Annotated in this window: 20 protein-coding genes and 1 tRNA gene; 15 read left to right on the top strand and 6 right to left on the bottom strand. The window is 57.4% G+C overall.

The features are described from left to right. Nucleotides 1-19 precede the first annotated feature (19 nt). Nucleotides 20-979, top strand: coding sequence for a hypothetical protein (locus KGJ62_05695; protein MDE2126063.1), 960 nt, complete (start codon nt 20-22; stop codon nt 977-979). 73 nt (nt 980-1,052) lie between these two features. Here the strand turns inward: KGJ62_05695 and KGJ62_05690 are convergent, their stop codons facing one another. Then, the gene (locus KGJ62_05690; GenBank protein MDE2126062.1) at nt 1,053-1,688 is read right to left on the bottom strand and encodes a peroxiredoxin; all 636 of its coding nucleotides are present in this window, start codon (nt 1,686-1,688) and stop codon (nt 1,053-1,055) included. A 386-nt stretch (nt 1,689-2,074) separates the two neighbouring features. Here KGJ62_05690 and KGJ62_05685 point away from each other — a divergent pair, with 386 nt between their 5' ends. Both KGJ62_05685 and KGJ62_05680 read left to right on the top strand, forming a co-directional pair. Then, the gene (locus KGJ62_05685; protein ID MDE2126061.1) at nt 2,075-2,611 is read left to right on the top strand and encodes a DinB family protein; all 537 of its coding nucleotides are present in this window, start codon (nt 2,075-2,077) and stop codon (nt 2,609-2,611) included. Between the two features lie 342 nt (nt 2,612-2,953). Next, a complete protein-coding gene (locus KGJ62_05680; GenBank protein ID MDE2126060.1) occupies nt 2,954-4,447 on the top strand; it encodes an exo-alpha-sialidase in 1,494 nt (497 codons plus the stop codon). A 359-nt stretch (nt 4,448-4,806) separates the two neighbouring features. Here the strand turns inward: KGJ62_05680 and KGJ62_05675 are convergent, their stop codons facing one another. Together KGJ62_05675 and KGJ62_05670 are read right to left on the bottom strand one after the other, a co-directional pair. Next, entirely contained in the window at nt 4,807-5,181 is a 375-nt protein-coding gene (locus KGJ62_05675) for a VOC family protein (protein MDE2126059.1), read from the bottom strand. Between the two features lie 123 nt (nt 5,182-5,304). Next, entirely contained in the window at nt 5,305-5,745 is a 441-nt protein-coding gene (locus KGJ62_05670; GenBank protein MDE2126058.1) for a VOC family protein, read from the bottom strand. Nucleotides 5,746-6,490: 745 nt separating this feature from the next. On the opposite strand from KGJ62_05670, the gene KGJ62_05665 reads away from it, so the two are divergent. The 12 genes from KGJ62_05665 to KGJ62_05610 all read left to right on the top strand — a co-directional run bounded on the left by KGJ62_05665 (nt 6,491) and on the right by KGJ62_05610 (nt 15,251). After that, a complete protein-coding gene (locus KGJ62_05665) occupies nt 6,491-6,685 on the top strand; it encodes a hypothetical protein (GenBank protein ID MDE2126057.1) in 195 nt (64 codons plus the stop codon). Continuing rightward, a complete protein-coding gene (locus KGJ62_05660) occupies nt 6,682-7,011 on the top strand; it encodes a hypothetical protein (GenBank protein MDE2126056.1) in 330 nt (109 codons plus the stop codon). Before KGJ62_05665 ends, KGJ62_05660 begins: the two co-directional genes overlap by 4 nt. 72 nt (nt 7,012-7,083) lie before the next feature. Further along, nucleotides 7,084-7,494, top strand: coding sequence for a hypothetical protein (locus KGJ62_05655; protein MDE2126055.1), 411 nt, complete (start codon nt 7,084-7,086; stop codon nt 7,492-7,494). Between the two features lie 197 nt (nt 7,495-7,691). Next, nucleotides 7,692-7,994 carry a transposase gene (locus tag KGJ62_05650; protein ID MDE2126054.1) on the top strand — a complete coding sequence of 101 codons (303 nt, stop codon included), beginning with the start codon at nt 7,692-7,694 and terminating at the stop codon, nt 7,992-7,994. A gap of 143 nt (nt 7,995-8,137) precedes the next feature. Beyond that, nucleotides 8,138-8,425 carry a hypothetical protein gene (locus tag KGJ62_05645; GenBank protein MDE2126053.1) on the top strand — a complete coding sequence of 96 codons (288 nt, stop codon included), beginning with the start codon at nt 8,138-8,140 and terminating at the stop codon, nt 8,423-8,425. Nucleotides 8,426-8,458: 33 nt separating this feature from the next. Further along, on the top strand, nt 8,459-8,821 hold the full coding sequence (locus KGJ62_05640) for a transposase (protein MDE2126052.1): 363 nt from the start codon (nt 8,459-8,461) through the stop codon (nt 8,819-8,821). A gap of 272 nt (nt 8,822-9,093) precedes the next feature. Next, complete coding sequence (locus KGJ62_05635) at nt 9,094-9,288, top strand: hypothetical protein (protein ID MDE2126051.1); 195 nt, start codon at nt 9,094-9,096, stop codon at nt 9,286-9,288. Beyond that, nucleotides 9,285-9,974, top strand: coding sequence for a hypothetical protein (locus KGJ62_05630; protein MDE2126050.1), 690 nt, complete (start codon nt 9,285-9,287; stop codon nt 9,972-9,974). The genes KGJ62_05635 and KGJ62_05630 overlap by 4 nt, the downstream gene beginning before the upstream one ends. After that, entirely contained in the window at nt 9,971-11,971 is a 2,001-nt protein-coding gene (dndD, locus tag KGJ62_05625) for a DNA sulfur modification protein DndD (protein MDE2126049.1), read from the top strand. The genes KGJ62_05630 and dndD overlap by 4 nt, the downstream gene beginning before the upstream one ends. Beyond that, complete coding sequence (locus tag KGJ62_05620; protein MDE2126048.1) at nt 11,964-13,493, top strand: DndE family protein; 1,530 nt, start codon at nt 11,964-11,966, stop codon at nt 13,491-13,493. The genes dndD and KGJ62_05620 overlap by 8 nt, the downstream gene beginning before the upstream one ends. Nucleotides 13,494-13,752: 259 nt before the next feature. Beyond that, a complete protein-coding gene (locus tag KGJ62_05615; GenBank protein ID MDE2126047.1) occupies nt 13,753-14,349 on the top strand; it encodes a hypothetical protein in 597 nt (198 codons plus the stop codon). Between the two features lie 8 nt (nt 14,350-14,357). Further along, nucleotides 14,358-15,251, top strand: coding sequence for a hypothetical protein (locus tag KGJ62_05610; GenBank protein MDE2126046.1), 894 nt, complete (start codon nt 14,358-14,360; stop codon nt 15,249-15,251). 502 nt (nt 15,252-15,753) lie between these two features. On the opposite strand, the gene KGJ62_05605 is transcribed toward KGJ62_05610, so the two are convergent. The 3 genes from KGJ62_05605 to KGJ62_05595 all read right to left on the bottom strand — a co-directional run bounded on the left by KGJ62_05605 (nt 15,754) and on the right by KGJ62_05595 (nt 17,530). Then, the gene (locus tag KGJ62_05605; protein ID MDE2126045.1) at nt 15,754-16,446 is read right to left on the bottom strand and encodes an IS3 family transposase; all 693 of its coding nucleotides are present in this window, start codon (nt 16,444-16,446) and stop codon (nt 15,754-15,756) included. A 522-nt stretch (nt 16,447-16,968) separates the two neighbouring features. After that, nucleotides 16,969-17,045: transfer RNA gene (locus KGJ62_05600), tRNA-Met, on the bottom strand. Between the two features lie 92 nt (nt 17,046-17,137). Beyond that, nucleotides 17,138-17,530, bottom strand: coding sequence for a VOC family protein (locus KGJ62_05595; protein ID MDE2126044.1), 393 nt, complete (start codon nt 17,528-17,530; stop codon nt 17,138-17,140). Nucleotides 17,531-17,752 lie beyond the last annotated feature (222 nt).

Raw genomic sequence — 17,752 nt, 5'->3', positions numbered from 1 at the left:
CGCCGGTAAGGAGAACGACGTGAACCGACGAGAGGCTGTTTTTGGTCTGCTGGATGGAGGACCGGCTGGCGATCCACGGCAGGGATACGTTCCATCTGCGTTTTTCTGCCACTTCGATTCTTCGTGCCACCAGGGCACGCCGGCGATCGAGAAGCACATCGAGTTTTTCCGGTTTACCGGCATGGATTTTGTGAAGATACAGTACGAGCGGCCGTTCCCGCCCCAGCGGATCGAACGTCCGTCCGATTGGGCGGCTATTCGACCGCTGGACAGGGCATTCTTCGAGCCGCAGACTCAGGTTGTACGCGGCCTGTTAGAGGCGCTTAAGGCGGAGGCGCCCGTTGTGGTCACGCTCTATTCGCCATTCATGTGCGCCGGGCAAGTTGGCGGCAGCGCGAAGCTGGTGGCGCACCTGGCGGAGGATCGCGACGCGGTACGGCGTGGACTGGAGGTTGTTACCGAGAGCCTGATGGTTTTCGTGCGTGAGTGCATCCGGTTGAGAGTTGATGGTTTCTATCACTCCACGCAGGGTGGCGAGAGCCGGCGTTTTGCGGACCGCTCCCTTTTCAGCGAAGTTGTGAAACCATTCGACCTTGCCGTGATGAGAGAGATCGAGCGACAGTGTCCCTTCAACATCCTCCACATCTGTGACTACCACCGTGACACGGTGGGTGGCTACGACGATCTGACGCCGTTTCTGGAATATCCCGGCCACGTAGTCAACTGCAATCCCGTAGTCGGTGGCAGGACGCTGCACAGCGCGGAGATTTCAAGCATTTTCGGTCGGCCGTTCCTCGGCGGCATGGACCGCAACGGGGCGTTGGCGACTGGGACCGAGGCGCAGGTGCGTGCTGAAGCGCGGCAGGCGCTGCGCGACGCCTCCGGCCGCTTCATGCTGGGAGCGGACTGCACCGTTCCCGGCGCCCGGTGGGAGAATTTACGGGCCGCTATCGACGAAGCCCACAACGGGATGGCATGACCGGCAGAACGCCGGCGCAGCAGCACTGCCGCGCTGCGCCGGACGTTCCGGTTGGCCCCAGAGAACCGCCCGCTTAAAGGTCCGGCTGTGGAGTGGTCCGCAGGTAAGGCTTGATCTGTGTTAAGCCCTTGGCGAACAGCCGTTCCGCCTCGTCGTTGGACACGGCTGGGACGATGATCACATCTTCGCCCTGCTTCCAGTCTACCGGTGTAGCCACCTTGTAGTTGGCCGTGAGCTGCAGGGAGTCGATCACGCGGAGCAGCTCGGCAAAGTTGCGACCCGTACTGGCCGGGTATGTGAGCGTCAGCTTGACCTTCTTGTCCGGTCCGATGACGAAAACGGAACGCACCGTCATAGTGTTATCCGCGTTGGGATGGATCATGCCGTAGAGTGTGGAGACCTTTCGGTCCTGATCGGCGAGAAGCGGGAAGTTGAGGGCTGCGCCCTGCGTCTCCTCGATGTCACGCGACCACGTCACGTGATCGGGCACGCCGTCCACGCTGAGGCCGATGACCTTGACGTTACGCTTGTCAAATTCCGGCTTGAGCCGGGCGAGCGCGCCAAGTTCCGTAGTACAGACAGGCGTGAAATCCTTCGGATGCGAAAACAGCACCACCCAGCTGTCGCCGGCCCAGTCGTGGAAGTGGATCGGGCCCGCGGTGGAGTCCTGCGTAAAGTCGGGGGCGGTGTCGCCCAGTTGAATGGACATGAAATCTCTCCTCTGTGTCGTGACCGGGAGTCTGTTCCGGCAATTTACCCGCACGGCCGTGTTAGCGCTATGAAAAGTACCGCATGAAAGCCCTGTCCGGTCGTACTTCCATGGATGGGACACTTGTGTCGCCGGTCAGTTGTCTGCCTGAACTGATTCTACGCCGGCCAGACCGGGATCGATGCCGGTTCCGAAGGGAAATGCTCGAGATGCGGCGCGGTCGAATTGCTGCGAGTGGCGCGATGCCAGAGGGCTTTGCAGAGTGACATGGCGCGTTCGCGCGGTAAGCTTAGGACCGCTTCCAACCGGTTTGGAGCGCAGAGACGCTATTGGCGGAGCCGCGTGTGCGAGCGATCAGCGGACGAGTTCGTCTGAGGAGGAAGAAGATGGTTGAGGCCTACTTGAAGCTGCTGGATCAGGGTTTTTACGAGATGAAGTTCGCGTTCGAGGGCCTTGCCGACGAGAATGTATGGAAGCGGCCCGCGGCCGGACTGCTCTCGGTAGGTGAGCTGGCCGGCCACGTCGCCTACTGGGAGGCGATCCGACTGGCGGGAAGTGGTGGCGAATCGGATCCGGAAGCCAACGGTGTGGCGATGAAGCCCGACCTGGCGCGATGCGCGGTGAGCAGCCCGTTGATCGACGAGCGGTTTGGCTACTACTCGACGACGATGGACAAGCATCCCTCTGAACAGCAGCTCCAGATGACCGCGGAGCAGGTGTGCAGCGAGCTGATGCGCATTCACGAAGAGTCCGTTGCACATTTCCGGGCACTCAATCCGGATCTCAGCGCGTCGGCTCCCGGCTGGCCGGATGGTTGGACGTATGGCGGCTTCCTGGAGTATCTGGTGTTCCACGTTGGCTACCACACCGGCCAGATGTACTCCGTGCGCCATCTTCTGGGAGATGAGACGCCGGATAACTGAGGCTCAACTGCAGGCTTGAACGACCCGCAGTGCCGCCTGAGCTCATGCCGTGGTAGCCGTTAACACCCGGTAGGGCGGTTCGGCGCGGAAACCCGGTGCACGTAGGCTGTTTGCCGGACCATACCGCTCCGCCATGGCGCACCGGGATGGTTATGGCAGCGATGCGCCGGATGCCGATTCGCATTGTGCGATCAGGTATTATCGTCCATCTTCACCCAGGAGGACGCGCATTTGGCACAGCGGAGACTCACCCGTTCGAACGTTGGACCCGCGGGGACCGGTCAGCCCGCTTTCCGTTGCCCTGCGGACCAGCAGCCGGTCACCCAGGCAGATTTCGGCCCGATGGCTGCCGGCAAGCTCCGCCGCTGGGGACTAGCCCAGACGAAACTCCAATTGACCTGTATCGCGGCGATCGCGGTATGCAGCCTTGGCGCAGCTTGCCGAGGTCACGTGTCGGGCAGCGCGGCGCTTCAGCAGAAGTCGGGTCAAGCGCCGCAGCCGGCCGACGCCAGGCTCACCACGTACAACAAGGAAGTCGGCTCCCCGCAGGTGCAGGCGGGCCGCGACGGAAGTATCCACGTAGCGTTCGTTGAAGCCACCAATCCGGGACTGGAAGACTTCGTATTCTATCGCTCCAGCACCGACGGCGGTAAGAGCTGGTCGGCGCCGGTGAACCTCTCTCAGGATATGCCTGGACATATGGTTGGTCCGTGCCGATTGGCTGTCGACGGGCAAAACCGGGTCTACGTGGTGTGGCGCGCGATTGCAACTCCCAACACAGGGCTGCCATCCAGCCGTGGACCAGACTATGTTGCATGCAACCTGTTCTATCGGTCTCTGAGCAACGGACAATGGGGGCCGATCACGCCGATTAACGCACCGCTCGCAGATCCGCAAAACCAGCGGATTGGCATCGGCTCCTTCTTTGCGGCAGCCGATCCCACGGGTAAGGTCCACGTAGCGTACTCGGTCAATACCGATGTATTTCATCCGGAGCTGATGTTCCAGGCGGGCACGAAGTATGCGCAGCACCAGGCCGCAATGGGCACCGGCAGCGTCGCAGAGGTCGATCTCGATGGCAATCAGCACTCCGCCCCCAGGGAGGTGTTTCTCACAACGGTTACTCCGGCCGGCGCATTCAAAGCCTGTGATGGTCTATCTCTGCTCGATGGCTATTTTGATGCGTCGGGCGCTCCGCACTTTGTGGCGGAAGCTACTGCCAATAACGAGCCATTCGGCCAGACCCGGATCGCGATCGTGGAAGGCGGCAAGCAAACTACCGCGGTAACATTGCCCACCTCGACGGTTGAGACATACCCACCCTGGTTGCTGGTCGATGCGCAGGGCCGAAACCACATCATCGTCGATTTCGGAGGCGGTGAGGAGCACAGCGTGCGGGATTATGTTGCCGGAACCGGCCAGTACACCGTTCTGAAGACGGAGACACCGGTACACTTTCCGATCAGAGGATTCCAGGCCGGCCAGGGCCCGGCCGGAACCATGGCCGTCGTGATGGAGCTGAATGCGAATGGGTTGGATGATGGCGAGACGTGGATCGCAATCTATGACGGCAAGGCGTGGCGACCAGCCGTACAGTTGACGCACTACAAGACCATGGATTCCGGAACCTACACGGCGCTGGGGCTGCGATCATCGGTCACCACGGTTGGGCACTGGAACGCAGGCGCCACAGGCGCAGTAACCATCGACAACACGGGTCATGTACTGCTGGTTCACGAAGCGGATCACAGCGGCAGCGTCGCGGTGCAGGGCGGTGGCGTGACAGGGGTGGGGGGCGGTACAAGCAGCCCAGAGCTGCTGTTTCACCACTTCTAAACGGGTGCGCCGGGGGGGGGTCTCGCCGCATCGGAGAGCTCGGTCCGACAGGCTGTTCGGCGCCCACACCGCGTGGAAGTATCCTGTGGTCGCCGGATTGAGCGCGCGGCCCAGCCTGGTGTCGACGACTTACCGTCAGTGCCGCCGGCAAGCTGCCGGCCGGTGTCGCAACTTGGTCGCTCGGTGCTCCGGCGATGGACGGTCCCGGTTGGTCGTGGATTCCTCGCGCCCGGCGGCGTCGAGTCCGGCAGAACGCCCGACCGTCCGGCTGTAACGCCGTCGTGCGCAGGGAAGGCGCAAAACGGGACCTGAAACGTGTCGGCTCAGACTCACGGAGGCCGACCGCTCTTTACCGTCGCTCACTCTGAAACCGGGAAAAGCAGTTCGTTTCCGTCGGGATCGTCAATCTGAAGCACCGGATAGCCCCACCAGGATTTCTTGCTGGGCACACCGCGTTCGGCCAACTCGCTTCGCAGTTCCTCGATTGCCTCGGGCGTCAGCGACAAGAACAAGCGCGCCTTGTCCTTCCGGGTTGCATGCTGGCAAAGGATGATCTCGCATCCGCCACGGTCAACCTGGCAGACTCCGCCGGTCCCATCACCTTCATGCCACGGTTTCTCGAAACCGAGCTTGCCGACGTAGAAACCGAGTGCCCGGTTCACATCGGCAACAAAGAGCACGGGCCGCATATACCATTGATGAGGGGTCGACGTGACTTCCGGTTCTGATGGCATTGGATTACCTGCTCTGCCTGGCTATAGTCCCTGTAACCTCAAAGCGTTCGCCATCCAATTGGACGAGACCCGGAAAGGCTCCTGCCGCTGCTGCGCCGGGTCAGCGCGATTATGGCTGCTCTCTCAAAACCTTGCCCGCGCTTCGTCGCGCTCCACGTCATCATCCTTGCGGCCTCCACGGTTGGGAAGCTCCCACGCAAAATCGTAAAAGACCCTGAACTGATTGCCATCAAGATCCCTGGCGGTGAACTCGTACAGGTTCCAGGGCTTTGATTCGGGTTCGTGAACGATCTGTGCATCGCTATCTCGCCACGACTGGTGCAGCGCATCGACCTCCGCCTTGCTGCTCAGGTTGAGCCAGATTACGGCCGGCTCTCCGGTGGTATTCGTGCCACGAAACGCGTTGTCGGTCAGGAATATCCGGCAGCTTCCTCTGGAGACCTGGCCGATTCCCTCCACGCCCCAGTCCCATTGGAAACCGAAGCACTTCTCGTAGTAGACCGCGGCTTTGGCCAGATTATCAACACGTATCTCGGGCACCGCGCCTGGAAACTCTTCGCTCATTCTGCCTCCTCGCAACTCGCCGGTCGGGTGGGGCGGGCGGACTACTGTGACGCCTCGTCGGTTGGAACGTGACCCGCGAGAAGTGCCGGTCGCGGAGCCTGTGAATGCCCGACTAATGCCGGATCGCAAACCATGGCGTTACGAGCCGGCCACGGTGAGCGCCGCTTGGCAGATTATACCGGCGGCGGCTGGAAGCACGCGCGCGGCTGGTTTGCCCGCAGGACCTGGAGGCGCGTAAAGTAGGGTCCTCTAGTAACGAACCGTTTCGGCGCTGGTATAACGAGCTGGGTCCGCACTCTTCGACCGGGCACGTAGCTCCTGCTGCCGCCCGTGCGCGGTTTGGGGAGCCGGTCGGGCTACGGCGCCCCTCAGCTTCCAAATCGGCATGGCCCAACCAACCGCGGATTGTAGCTAGAAGGCCATTAGCGTTGGGGGCAGACCATCCCTAGCAACCGAGTCAACATTCTCAGAATGCGACCTGGAAGTGACGCTGCGTGCAAGGCACTCGTATTCCAGCCGTCATCGGCCAATTCCAAACACAGATGTACGCAAGTGTGCGCGCTCAAGCGGAAACCTACCCGACAGACATAGATAGGTTTGTCGTTCCAATACTTCCGGCCATAAGCCAAGAAGGGATTGGAGCCTTGGTCGGGGAAAGTCTGACGAAGCAGTAAGAGTCCCCGAGACGCCCAGCGGAAGCCAAACGTCGCGTCGAGGAACTCATCGTGGAGGCGGCAACAGCAGATTGAATCTCTCCTATGATGATAGCCAGCTCTTCAAAGAACTTTGCGAGCAACACAGCGTGAGCCAGGAGAAAGTGTTGAAGCTGCTCGACACCGTTCGGGAATACGAATTCAAAGATCGGCGGACCGGTGTATATGATGAGTTACGGGAAATCTTGAGGAGTAAGCCGACCGAACAAGCGGAGCAGCCGGTATGACCGATGCAATCGACATCGAACAGTACGTCAAAGACCCAGATCTCCTCGTCGAGCTTTGCCGCCAAGTGTGCGATGAGTTACGTACCAATTCACCAACCGGCGAAGTGGTACAGTGCCAAGCACAGCTCCGGGAAATCGCAAAGGCTGTTGAGCGACTGGAGAAGGCAGGCGTGACGGTGCCTGAGGCGTTGAGAGCGGAAAAGACTCGCTTGGCTGCGGCTCTTGCAGTCAATGAAGAAGCAAGTAAGTCCTTGGCGTCTTTGTCGGGTGGCCTAAAGAGCATACTTGAAGACATCGGCGGTCGGCGCATCGGTCCAACGATTTAGACTCCTAAGAGGACGTCCGGTGCCACCGGGGAGACGCAGAGTGGTTGGCCCATTGTTTCCAAAACTACGGATGTGGCCAATTTTCATCCCCAGGTCATGGAGGCAGTTGCGGAACACTTCGACGTATCGCTTACCAAGATTACCTTAGCTCAATACCGAAGCGCCGGCGATGAAAAGCGCTTTACATGCGGTGTTTCCAAAACCTATCCAAACCTGCAGTACTGGTATGGATTTCAGAAAAAACACTTCGACTTTCTTCAGAAGGCTGCAGCAGGATATGCAGCATTTGGTTGTGGCTCCGCGAACAGGATTGTAGTTATTCCGCTTGCCGTTCTAAGGACCCTGGTCCAATCCATGGATAAGACGGTCGGCGGTAAGAAAGACTATTGGCACGTCCGCATTTACGAGGACAATCCACGGCTCTTATTGGGGCAGCCGGGAAGAGGTAACGCAGTCGACGTTTCCCAATATCTCCTGTCGTAACGCAAACTATTTCGCAGTCTGTCTAACGACGGTTGGCGAGGGCTTTGAATGAAACTGCGAAAGCTGACAATTGAAAACTACAAATCCTTCCAGTTTCCAACTGAGATCGCCTTTCCAATAGGGGAAGATGTGGTCTGCCCAAGGATTTGAAGACGCGCAAACTAGAATCCTCTCGACACCTATGAGGGAGGATCATTTTGAAGAAATCGATATTCACCGAGGACCGGATTGTAAAGGTCCTCGGCGAGCTGAAGGCCGGCGCGCCGATGAAGACGATCCTTGCAACGCACGGCGTGAGCGATGCGACGGTCCACAGCTGGCGGCGTAAATACGCCGGCATGGAGAACGATGATGTGAAGCGGCTGCGGGAGCTCGAGAGGGAGAACGAAGCGCTCGGGCTCCTGGTTGCCGAGCCTGAGTTTGAGATCTCCGCGGTAAGGAAGCTCTTTCGAGAAAACGGGTGGACGATCCCCAGCGAGCTGCGGGCGCGCAATTCCTGATGTCTGAAGGTGTTACGGCGAGGCGAGCCTGTAAGATCGCAGGCGCCTCTACGGCGGCGCCGTATCGCAAGAGTGCTCCGGACCAGGACATCGACCTACGTGAAAGGCTGCGCAAGACCTAGCGGCCGAACATAGGCTGCCGCATGGCGCACGCGCTTGTGCGGTCGGAGTTTGCACCGCTGAACATCAAGCGGGTTCACCAGATCTGGAAGGAGGAGAAGCTCGGGCGGATGACGCGCTATCGTAAGAAGCACACCGGCGAGAGCGTTCCAATCAAAGCCGAAGCTCCCAATCATGTCTGGTGCATCCACTTCCTGTTCGATACCTGCATGAACGGCACGCAGCTCATGATCCTAGGGGTCAAGGATGAGTACACGAAGGATTGCCTGGCACTGGAGATCCGCTCCCAGGTTCGGTCAAACGACGTTTAGTGCGTCCTTGAAAAGTGCTTCAAGGAGTACGGAATGCCCCGGTTCCTTCGGTCCGATAACCGCGGTGAGTTCCTGGCGCGCACGCGCGCCGTGTTCCTGTCGGAACGCAATACTAAGCCCTATTTCATCAAGCCGGGGTCGCCGTGGCAGAACGGCTTTATCGAGAGCTTCAATTCCCAGCTGCGTGCTGAGTGCCTGGACGTCGAACTGTTTCACAACCTTGAGGACGCCGAGATCGAGCTGGCAGTATATCGCCGATGGTACAACGAGGAGCGACCGCACTCTTCGATCGGGCACGTAGCTCCTGCTACGGCCCGCGCGGTTTGGAAGCGCCGATCGGGCTACAGCGTCCCTCCATTTCGGAAGCGAAGTCTCTCAACTCGCTGCGGATTCTAGCTAAGGTGTCTTCACCAGTGGGGACAGATTACTCGTGTTCCAGCCGTCATCGGCCAATTCCAAACACAGATGTACGCAAGTGTGCGCGCTCAAGCGGAAACCTACGCGACAGACATAGATAGGTTTGTCGTTCCAATACTTCCGGCCATAAGCCAAGAAGGGATTGGAGCCTTGGTCGGGGAAAGTCTGACGAAGCAGTAAGAGTCCCCGAGACGCCCAGCGGAAGCCAAACTTCGCGTCGAGGAACTCACCGTGGAGGCGCCAACAGCAGAATGAATCTCTCCTATGATGATAGGCAGCTCTTGAAAGAACTTTGCGAGCAGCACGGCGTGAGCCAGGAGAAAGTGTTGAAGCTGCTCGACACCGTTCGCGAATACGAATTCAAAGATCGGCGGACCGGTGTCTACGATGCATTGCGAGACATTCTTCGTAGCGATCCGTCTCGCGAAGTAGAGCCATCCCATTGACGTCAGACGCAACTATCAAGGACTTTGCACAAGACCCTGGGCGCTTGATTGACTTAATCCGTCAGGTAATTGATCAACTCGTCATCGGTCGCAACGAGGCAACTCCTAAGGAACAAGAAGCGCAGTTAAGAGAGATTGCGAAGACGATCGAGCGGTTGCAGAAGTCTGAGGTATCGGTGCCCGATGCGTTACGCTCAGAAAAGACTCGGCTAATTGCCTCAATCGAACTCCACGAAGACAGGGTTAGAGCGTTGGCGGAGCTAGCGACGGGTTTGCAGGCGACCCTAAACGACTTACGTTATAGAACGAATGAGGGCACCGAGTCGATGCCTGGCCGCCCAACATCCGGCCTTCCCGACAAACGATCACGGTCCCGGGAGCCAGAATCCGCAAGTACACCGACCCGTCATCGATCGAAAGAGCCAACGACGGACTTTGCCATCTTGCGGCAACAGATTATCATTGCTCTGCGTGCGCACGGAGGAAGTGCGCGCAGCCAAGTCGTGATCGACGAAATGGCCAAGCAGCTCGAAGGCCATCTCTTGCCGCGCGACCTAGAGTTACGAGATACCGCGGGCATCGTTTGGCGACACAATACCCATTGGGAAAGATGGCGGATGGTACAAGACGGGATCCTAAAGAAGGGCTCACCAAAGGGCGTCTGGGAGCTTAGCGAACAGACATGAAGTTCCGTAAGCTAACCATCGAAAACTACAAGTCGTTTCAGCTCCAGACGGATATAGAATTTCCATCAGGTGATGATGGCCATAGTATCTTCCTCATTGGTGGCATGAACGGAGCCGGTAAGACTTCCATCATGGAAGCTGTAAGCTACTGCCTGTATGGCGGCAAGGTTGACGACATCTTCCGGAACATCAACCGCAGGGAAAAGGCGAAGGGCAATGCCGATATCGCTTTCGAGCTTTCTATGGAGATGGACGACCACTCGGAGTTGATTGTAAAGCGGTCATGGACCGCAGGTACGGTGACCGATCCGAAGCCGCGCGACCTCGTGGAGCGCCTAGTAGTAGTACGCGATGGCAAACGGGTTTCCAGCCAAAACCAACAGATTTGGCAGGACTTCATCCGCGCCGCAATCCCACCAGGCATTACCCAGTTCTTCTTCTTCGACGGCGAGAAGATCCAGGAAATAGCAGCTGACGATCACTCTGAAGTTCGCTTGAAATCGTCACTTGAGGCCGCATTAGGAATTCAGTACATCAACCGTCTGGCAAGCGATATTGGCTACATAAAGCAGGAAGAACGGAAGGGCTTCGTCGAGATTTCCGACGAGGATTTAGAATTCAAGCAGACGGAAGCCAAACGAGAGCAGAGCAAGTTGGCGCGGAAGCACCAAGAAGTGGACGATATTCGTAGTGAGTTGGACGCATTCAAGAGCCAACTCAGAGAGGACAAGAGGAGGTTCGAAGCTACATTCAACATCGCGCCGGAATCCCGAGAGACTATTCGTGAACAGGAGAAGAGACGGGCAATCGCCGCTAATCGGCTTGCGCAAGTCGAGACCGAGGTTCGCGACTTATGCGAAAAGGCACTGCCGTTTAGCATCGCCGGCAAGGCTTTCGACGGACTGCGTCGGCAAATAGAAGCGGAGCGCGAATCCGCCAGCGGCGAAGCTATCAAAGAGAATGCCGCCTCGCTGGCCAAGAGAATCGTTCGCGTTGTTGAGGAACCAGAACCCATCTATACGGAAACGCTTTCCCCAGCACGTATGGCGGAACTGGAGCGCAGAATCTTGTGCCTTCTTCAGGAGGGAGACCCTCGGGCGGACGCACCGAAAGTGCTTGGTCTGTCGGAGCGTGATGCGGCCAGGGTTCTTAATAAGATCGATACTTTAGAACGCAGCGACGTATTCCTGCTGAAGCCGCTGCTGGAGGAGGTGGCAAGTCTCCAAGCCGAGGTGCGGCAACTTGCGGGCGTTGTCGAAGGCGGCTCCCTGTCTCGAACTGAAGAGAACTTGTACGACGACCTTCAGTCCTCCATGGAAAGCTGCTCGACGCAAATCGGACGCAAGACTGAGCAACTACGTCTCCAAGAGGAAGACATCTTTACGCTCGATAAGCGAATTAGCGAGCTCGATGTTGAGATCGCCAAGCTGTACGAGAGGCACAACGTGTCAAAGGAGAAAGCAGACTTCTTAGCCGAGTGCGACGCCATTGCTAGCGTCCTTAACCAATTTGTGGTTCGCCTTCGCAAGAACAAGGTGAATGTTCTCCAGGAGAAGACCTTAGAGATGTATCGGAGGCTGTCCAGCCGCAGTGGCCTGATAAAGGACATCACGATCGATGATGAGACATATGAGGTTCACATTACGGACCGCAATGGGCACGAGATACGAAAGTCAGCGTTGTCGGCAGGCGAAAAGGAAGTATTCGCAATCGCGCTGCTATGGGGCCTTGCGCAGACAAGCGAGCTGAAACTACCGATTATCATCGACACCCCGTTATCGCGCCTGGACAGCTCACACCGCGACAATATTGTCAATAGCTACTTTCCCAATGCTGGTGAGCAAGTGATTATCCTCTCCACGGACACGGAAGTAGACCAAGCCTATTACAAGGCGCTAAGGCCGAGACTGACCGGCGCGGCACGGTTGGAATTCGATCAACGCCAAGAATTGTCCACGATCAAGCAAGGGTATTTCTGGGAAGAGAATCATGGCTGACCGGCTATACACGTCGAGCGACGCCGATGAGGTACTCAGTGCTTTGCGACTCGAAACAAAGCTGGAGAAGGTGACGCTTGCCCGAATTGCCTTTGCACTGTCCCTGCTGAAAGATGGCGCTCGAGTTTCCCGTAGTACGAGCTTTGGTGGCGGCGAAATGAAGCGGCCGACCTTTATCGGGGAAGATGAGGTCTTCTTGCGCACGCTGGTTTCGTTTACACATCAGACGCCAGACCTAACCGAAGAGGAGTTCTTCTCCAATCGGTCGCTTCTCAAGAGCCACATTGATAGCGGCGCCGCAATTCTCGCTCAGATGTTCCAAGAGCTTGGGGGAAATGGCGACGCCCTGCTGAGGCGCTTAGTAGACGAAGTCGAGTTCGCAGGCATCCGCGAGTACTCTGGCCGTGGACTCGATATCTTCGTTGGCCGGCGGCTTCTCCAGCAAGGTGAGCTAGTAATCGAGCTCAATAACACAACGAAACACGCTAATTCGCACCTTGCGATTATGGGCAAACCCGGAGTCGGCAAGACGCAGTTCTTGTTAAAGATTCTGTCAGATATCCGAATTCAGTCGAATTACCAGACCAACTTGATTTACTTCGATTACAAAGGCGACGTTGTCGATAACGCTCGGTTCTTAGAGGTTGCCCGAGTTCAGCCGTTTCGCCTCTTGCAGGGTGGGCAAGGACTACCAATCAATCCGTTCGTGCTCCCTGCATATGACGAACAATCGATCAGCGTGTCAGCCCGTGAAAAGGCCGAGAGTTTCGCGTCCATTAACAGCAAGCTAGGAGTAGTCCAAAAAGGTGCTCTTACGGAAGCGATCAGAGCCGGATACGCCAAGCGCACAAACTCAACGGCCCCGTACCCAGACTTTCCTGACATTCTCGAAGCTGCGGCCGCATCTTACGATGAAGAAGGAAAGAAAGACGATAGCCTTATAGAAGTGCTACGCGATCTTTCCGAGTTCGACCTGTTCTGGCGCCACGGCAGCGATGTACCGCCGATGGATCGGCTGTCAAACCGCTCGTTTCTTGTCGATGTCCACGCCATGCCAGTGTTGAAAGAACTCGTCGCCTACCTGGTTATCGAGCGGCTCTACAAGGAGATGGCGGCCCTGCCCGACAGCCCGATCACGGACGGCCGACGCATGATTCGAACTGTCCTGGTAATTGATGAAGCGCACAACTACCTAGCGCAAAACAACATATTCCTGCAACGAATCATAAGAGAAGGGCGTTCAAAGGGAGTCGTCGTTTTCTTCGCCAGCCAGTCACCTAACGACTATCAGCAGAAGTTCTTCAACTTTCAGGAGCTCCTGGAATTCACGTTTATTTTTCAATGTGACGGGGTAGCGAGCGCGTCAGTCCAGGAGATTCTCGGTTGCACCCCCAAAACGGCGAGGGACCTCCAGACGGAGATTGCTCGATTGGAGCCATGGCAAGTGATTACGCGCAGCCCCGAGAAGACAGAGGAGTTCACTAAGTTCACTGCCGAGGCGTTCTACAGCGCATTCGCGTGAGTTCGAACGGTACAGCTTGGCCAGTGCCACCCAACGGCTACAAGCAGCCCGTATAGCTGGCACCATTGGTGCTCGAGACCGTAAGTGCCCACGCTGGCCATGCGACGGATGTCTTGGCGCGGAGCAACCATGCGGAAAGCGCCGCCGGCCGGTGAGACCACGCAGCAAAGCTCAATGGGCGCGGCGTGCTGTTGGACCAACTGACTGCTGATACGTGAATAACTTGACACGAAGCATAGCCCGAAACGGACAGACTATTATGAGCCCTGGTGCTACAACCATCCGGCCCAAAGAGGGATTAATGTTTGTCCGCTTCTTCATGGTGCTCGGCAGCATGGCTCCCTTATTCGTGTTCCTTGCCATCAGAGGCGTTCCTGCTATAGATGGGAAGCCACTAATTGCCGATCCCCTCTATGTTTCGTTGTGTTTAATCCTTGTCGTACTCCCTGCTGGAGTTCTAGCACTTCGGGTCTATATCGCCGGAAAATCTCAGGACTTCAAGGAGCTCGTCGTAGGAACAGCAACCGACCATCGGGACCACTTGATAGCCTACCTCTTCGCAATGGTGATGCCTCTCTATCAGAACAATTACGCGAGTGTCCGAGATGTAATGGCGGAGCTAGCCGCGCTGGTATTCGTCATTTTCCTATTCACCCATATGAATCTCCACTACATGAATCTGGTCTTCGCCTTAGCGGATTACAGAGTTTATACGATCGAAACCGAAGGCACCTCTAATGCAGCGAGCGGTAGAAATACACTCGTTCTTCTGACTAAGCGCCGCTCCTTGCGTACCCGCCAGAGGATAACCGCTAGACGGCTAAGCGACACCGTCTTCATTGAATACGAAAAGTGAGTAGACCTGTGCTAATAGACACCTCTTCAATCGAGTATGCTGAGTTCGCAGTGGCGTTGTTGACAGGCGAGGACCGACATTATCACATACCGGTGACACCGGCCGTGACCAACGAACTTACGCAGATGCTCAAGGACACCCTGGACAAGCTTGGCGAACCAAGTACGTGGGAGACTTTCGACTGTGCTGAACAATACGGATCTATCGCACCCGTGAAGTGTTCAGTAGATGACCCAGTGGCCGCGAAGCTGAAGAGCTTGATTACTGCGGAAAATATTCCCGTATCCGCTGATGCTTTGAGTTACCCTTCCAAGCTTGACTTCTATTTCGCAAAACTCCGTGATAAGCACAAGAACGAGTGCGTCGGTGTCCGGAGGGCGAGCTACTTCAAGCGAACCATCGGAAAGAAGCTGATGCATATCCTTAATGGGCAACTTGATCTCATTACGGACAACGTCTTTAAGCTCGACCCGGACTTCGACCTTATTATCTTTCCCGATACGGTGGCAATACTTCGGCCCACGCAGTTCGAATGGATCGCGGATCTCGAAGCCGAGCTTATAAAGGTAGCGCCCGGTCATGTGCATGCTGTCGCAGCAGCAGTCCCTTTTTTGAGCCTAGACTTCGCTATCGAGTTCGTTAAGGTGTCCGCTCGCGGTAGGCGCCTTTTCGCAGCGATCCGAGCGCGAAACGATATATCCGGTCTCTCGGCAGATCGGTTTCGCAAGGCGTGTGAGGCGACTGAGGTTGAGCTTATTGAAGTCGGTGGCAAACTGTCTCCAAGGCCGAAGCACGAAATAAAGTTCCTCGAACTCCTCGATCGTAGGCTCTATCCTGATCCGCTTGCCGATCAGCAAGCGGATACATACAGAGCGGCGTCGCGAAAGAAGGTCGCCCCTTAGCTCAATAGAACACTCACATGACTAAGCTTACTCTGATTTCGGGCGAGCGAACATGCGAGTGCAATTAGCGTGCCTTGCGACTTGTTCAAGATCAAGGTGGTGACTCAATGGTGGGCTCGACAGTTCCTGTTACCACGACAGGCGCAAGTGCGGCAATTTGTGAATCCCTTCGGTGATCCCGCAAACCGTTGGTCAGTCCTCTGAAGAGCGCCGAAGTGGTCTGCCCCCAGGATTTGAAGACGTGTGAACTAGAATCCTCTCGACACCTATGGTGGAGGTGGTCTGCCCCCACTGGTGAAGACACCTTAGCTAGAATCCGCAGTGGGTTGAGACATTTCGCTTCCGGAATGGAGGGAGGGCGTAGCCCGACCGGCATTCCGGCAGCACGCGCCGTAAGTGGCCGCGGCCACATACCCGATCGAAGAATGCGGACGCTCCTCGTTGTACGACCGGCGATATACCGCCAGCTTGATCCCGGCGTCCGCAAGGTTGTGAAACAGTTCTACGTCCAGGCACTCAGCACGCAGCCGAGAATTGAAGCTCTCGATAAAGCCGTTCTGCCATGGCGACCCTGGCTTGATGAAATAGGGCTTCGTATCGCGAGCCGACAAGAACACGACGAGCGTGCGGGCCAAAAACTCGCCGCCGTTATCGGACCGAAGGAACCGTGGCGTTCCGTACTCCTCGAAGCGCTTTTCAACGACGCGCTTAACGTCCTTAACCGAAACCGGGAGCGGATCTCCAGTGCCAGGCATTCCTTCGTGTACTCATCCTTGACCCCCAGAATCTCGAGCCGCGTGGCGTTCATGCAGGTATCGAACAGGAAGTCGATGCACCAGACTTGATTCGGAGCGTCGGCTTTGATTGGAGCGCTCTCGCCAGTGCGCTTCTTGCGATAGCGCCTCATCCGCCCGAGCTTCTCCTCCCTCCAGATCCGGTGAACCCGCCTGATGTTCAGCGGCGCAAACTCCGACCGAACAAGCGCGTCCACCATGCGGTAGCCCATGCTCGGCCGCCGGGCCTGGCACAGCCTTTCGCGTAGGTCGCTGTCCTTGTCCGGCGCACTCTTGCGATACGGCGCCGCCGTAGAGGGGCCCGCGATCTTACAGGCTCGCCTGGCCGTAACACCTTCAGACATCAGGAATTGCGCTCCCCAGCGAGCTGCGGTGGCGCAATTGCTGATGTCGGCGGGCATACCGATCAGGCGTGCGCGTAAGATTGTACGCGTTTCGACGGACTGTCGACTAACGCCGGTGGGACGCTGGCGCGGTTTATGAACGCCGTTTGGCGGGCTGATCCTGCCTTAGCGATCCAAGTACCTCCAACCTTCTGGTTTGCTCTAGCCCAAGCCCCTTTACTATGTCAGCGTGCTCGCACCAGCACGCGACGGTAAGGTTCGTTCGCGGTGGATCAGCCCAGAGCGAAACCTTGTTGGCCTTGCCGCACACCGGACACGCGGTATGGATCCAACCCTTATCGTCCGGCGCCGGAAGGCCGGTAATCTCACGAATCTTGTTTATGGTCTCGTTGAATATCCAGTACATTTCCTTTATCTCCTGGAGCGAAAAAGCCGGCCGTCCCGTCCGCATTCCGAAACGCGGAAGCCCCGGCACCAGACATCTTCGTAAATGTCTACTGCCGGGGCATCCGGTTCACGTTCCCTTCGGATTGAGGGAGCGATTGACTTATTCAGTTTTGCCTGCGGTAACACCGCATATGGGAGCGGGGGTCAGATTTGAACTGACGACCTTCGGGTTATGAGCCCGACGAGCTACCGGACTGCTCCACCCCGCATCGCAAATAACAGTCTACCGCTCGCTGCCGTGTTTGTCAAGGCGAATTCGGCAGCGGCACGATTCATGGCGCCGCGGCGCGCGCAGCCCGATCTATTTCGGCAGTTTGTGGTAAACGGATATCCAGGTGCCGTCGGGGTCGGCAAAGTACGCGGTACGGTTACCGGCTGCGCTGGAAAATGGCTCCCTGACGATGGTCACGCCCTGGCTGCGCAGCTCATCGATCAGCTGGTCCACGTTGTCGGTCTTCATGCCGATCTCAAACGGATGTCCCGGCGACGGCGGCGGCATACCGTGAGAAGCCAGGCCGGCCGGTGAGCTGACTGCAACCGTCATCTCACCTAACCGGTACTCCACATGTTCGGGTCCGCCCTCGCGGGGAAAACGGTACGTTTCATCGAGGCCGAGTATCTTCCCGTAAAACTCCATGGCTCGGGAGATGTTCTCCGAGTACACCGTCACGAGCCCGCCCGTGAACCTTGGCATAAGAATCCATTTCTGCCGCTGCCGCCGCGCCAGCAGCCACGCACCGCCGTGCCGGCCGCGCCACCGAATGATGGTAAACCGCGCGGAGCCGCCCGAAGGCGGTACACTCGTCGTAACCACGAATTGCGCCCGCGATCGTCGATCGGCATGGCGGTGTTGAAGAAGCCACCGGCCCGCCATTCGTACCTGATTGTGGCAGAAACGCTCACAGCTTTCGCCGAA

The sequence above is a fragment of the Armatimonadota bacterium genome, from assembly GCA_028871815.1.
Classification (GTDB): Bacteria; Armatimonadota; Chthonomonadetes; order Chthonomonadales; family Chthonomonadaceae; genus REEB205.
Note: the sequence above shows the minus strand (reverse complement) of the source record. Positions and strands in the feature narration are given on the sequence as shown.

Coding starts and splice junctions, on each gene's coding strand:
- KGJ62_05620 (MDE2126048.1), top strand. CDS start 11,964: ATGGCTGACCGGCTATACACGTCGAGCGACGCCGATGAGGTACTCAGT.
- KGJ62_05680 (MDE2126060.1), top strand. CDS start 2,954: ATGGCTGCCGGCAAGCTCCGCCGCTGGGGACTAGCCCAGACGAAACTC.
- KGJ62_05660 (MDE2126056.1), top strand. CDS start 6,682: ATGACCGATGCAATCGACATCGAACAGTACGTCAAAGACCCAGATCTC.
- KGJ62_05670 (MDE2126058.1), bottom strand. CDS start 5,745: ATGAGCGAAGAGTTTCCAGGCGCGGTGCCCGAGATACGTGTTGATAAT.
- KGJ62_05690 (MDE2126062.1), bottom strand. CDS start 1,688: ATGTCCATTCAACTGGGCGACACCGCCCCCGACTTTACGCAGGACTCC.
- KGJ62_05685 (MDE2126061.1), top strand. CDS start 2,075: ATGGTTGAGGCCTACTTGAAGCTGCTGGATCAGGGTTTTTACGAGATG.
- KGJ62_05645 (MDE2126053.1), top strand. CDS start 8,138: ATGGCGCACGCGCTTGTGCGGTCGGAGTTTGCACCGCTGAACATCAAG.
- KGJ62_05640 (MDE2126052.1), top strand. CDS start 8,459: ATGCCCCGGTTCCTTCGGTCCGATAACCGCGGTGAGTTCCTGGCGCGC.
- KGJ62_05615 (MDE2126047.1), top strand. CDS start 13,753: ATGAGCCCTGGTGCTACAACCATCCGGCCCAAAGAGGGATTAATGTTT.
- KGJ62_05675 (MDE2126059.1), bottom strand. CDS start 5,181: ATGCCATCAGAACCGGAAGTCACGTCGACCCCTCATCAATGGTATATG.
- KGJ62_05605 (MDE2126045.1), bottom strand. CDS start 16,446: ATGCCCGCCGACATCAGCAATTGCGCCACCGCAGCTCGCTGGGGAGCG.
- KGJ62_05595 (MDE2126044.1), bottom strand. CDS start 17,530: ATGCCAAGGTTCACGGGCGGGCTCGTGACGGTGTACTCGGAGAACATC.
- dndD (MDE2126049.1), top strand. CDS start 9,971: ATGAAGTTCCGTAAGCTAACCATCGAAAACTACAAGTCGTTTCAGCTC.
- KGJ62_05635 (MDE2126051.1), top strand. CDS start 9,094: ATGAATCTCTCCTATGATGATAGGCAGCTCTTGAAAGAACTTTGCGAG.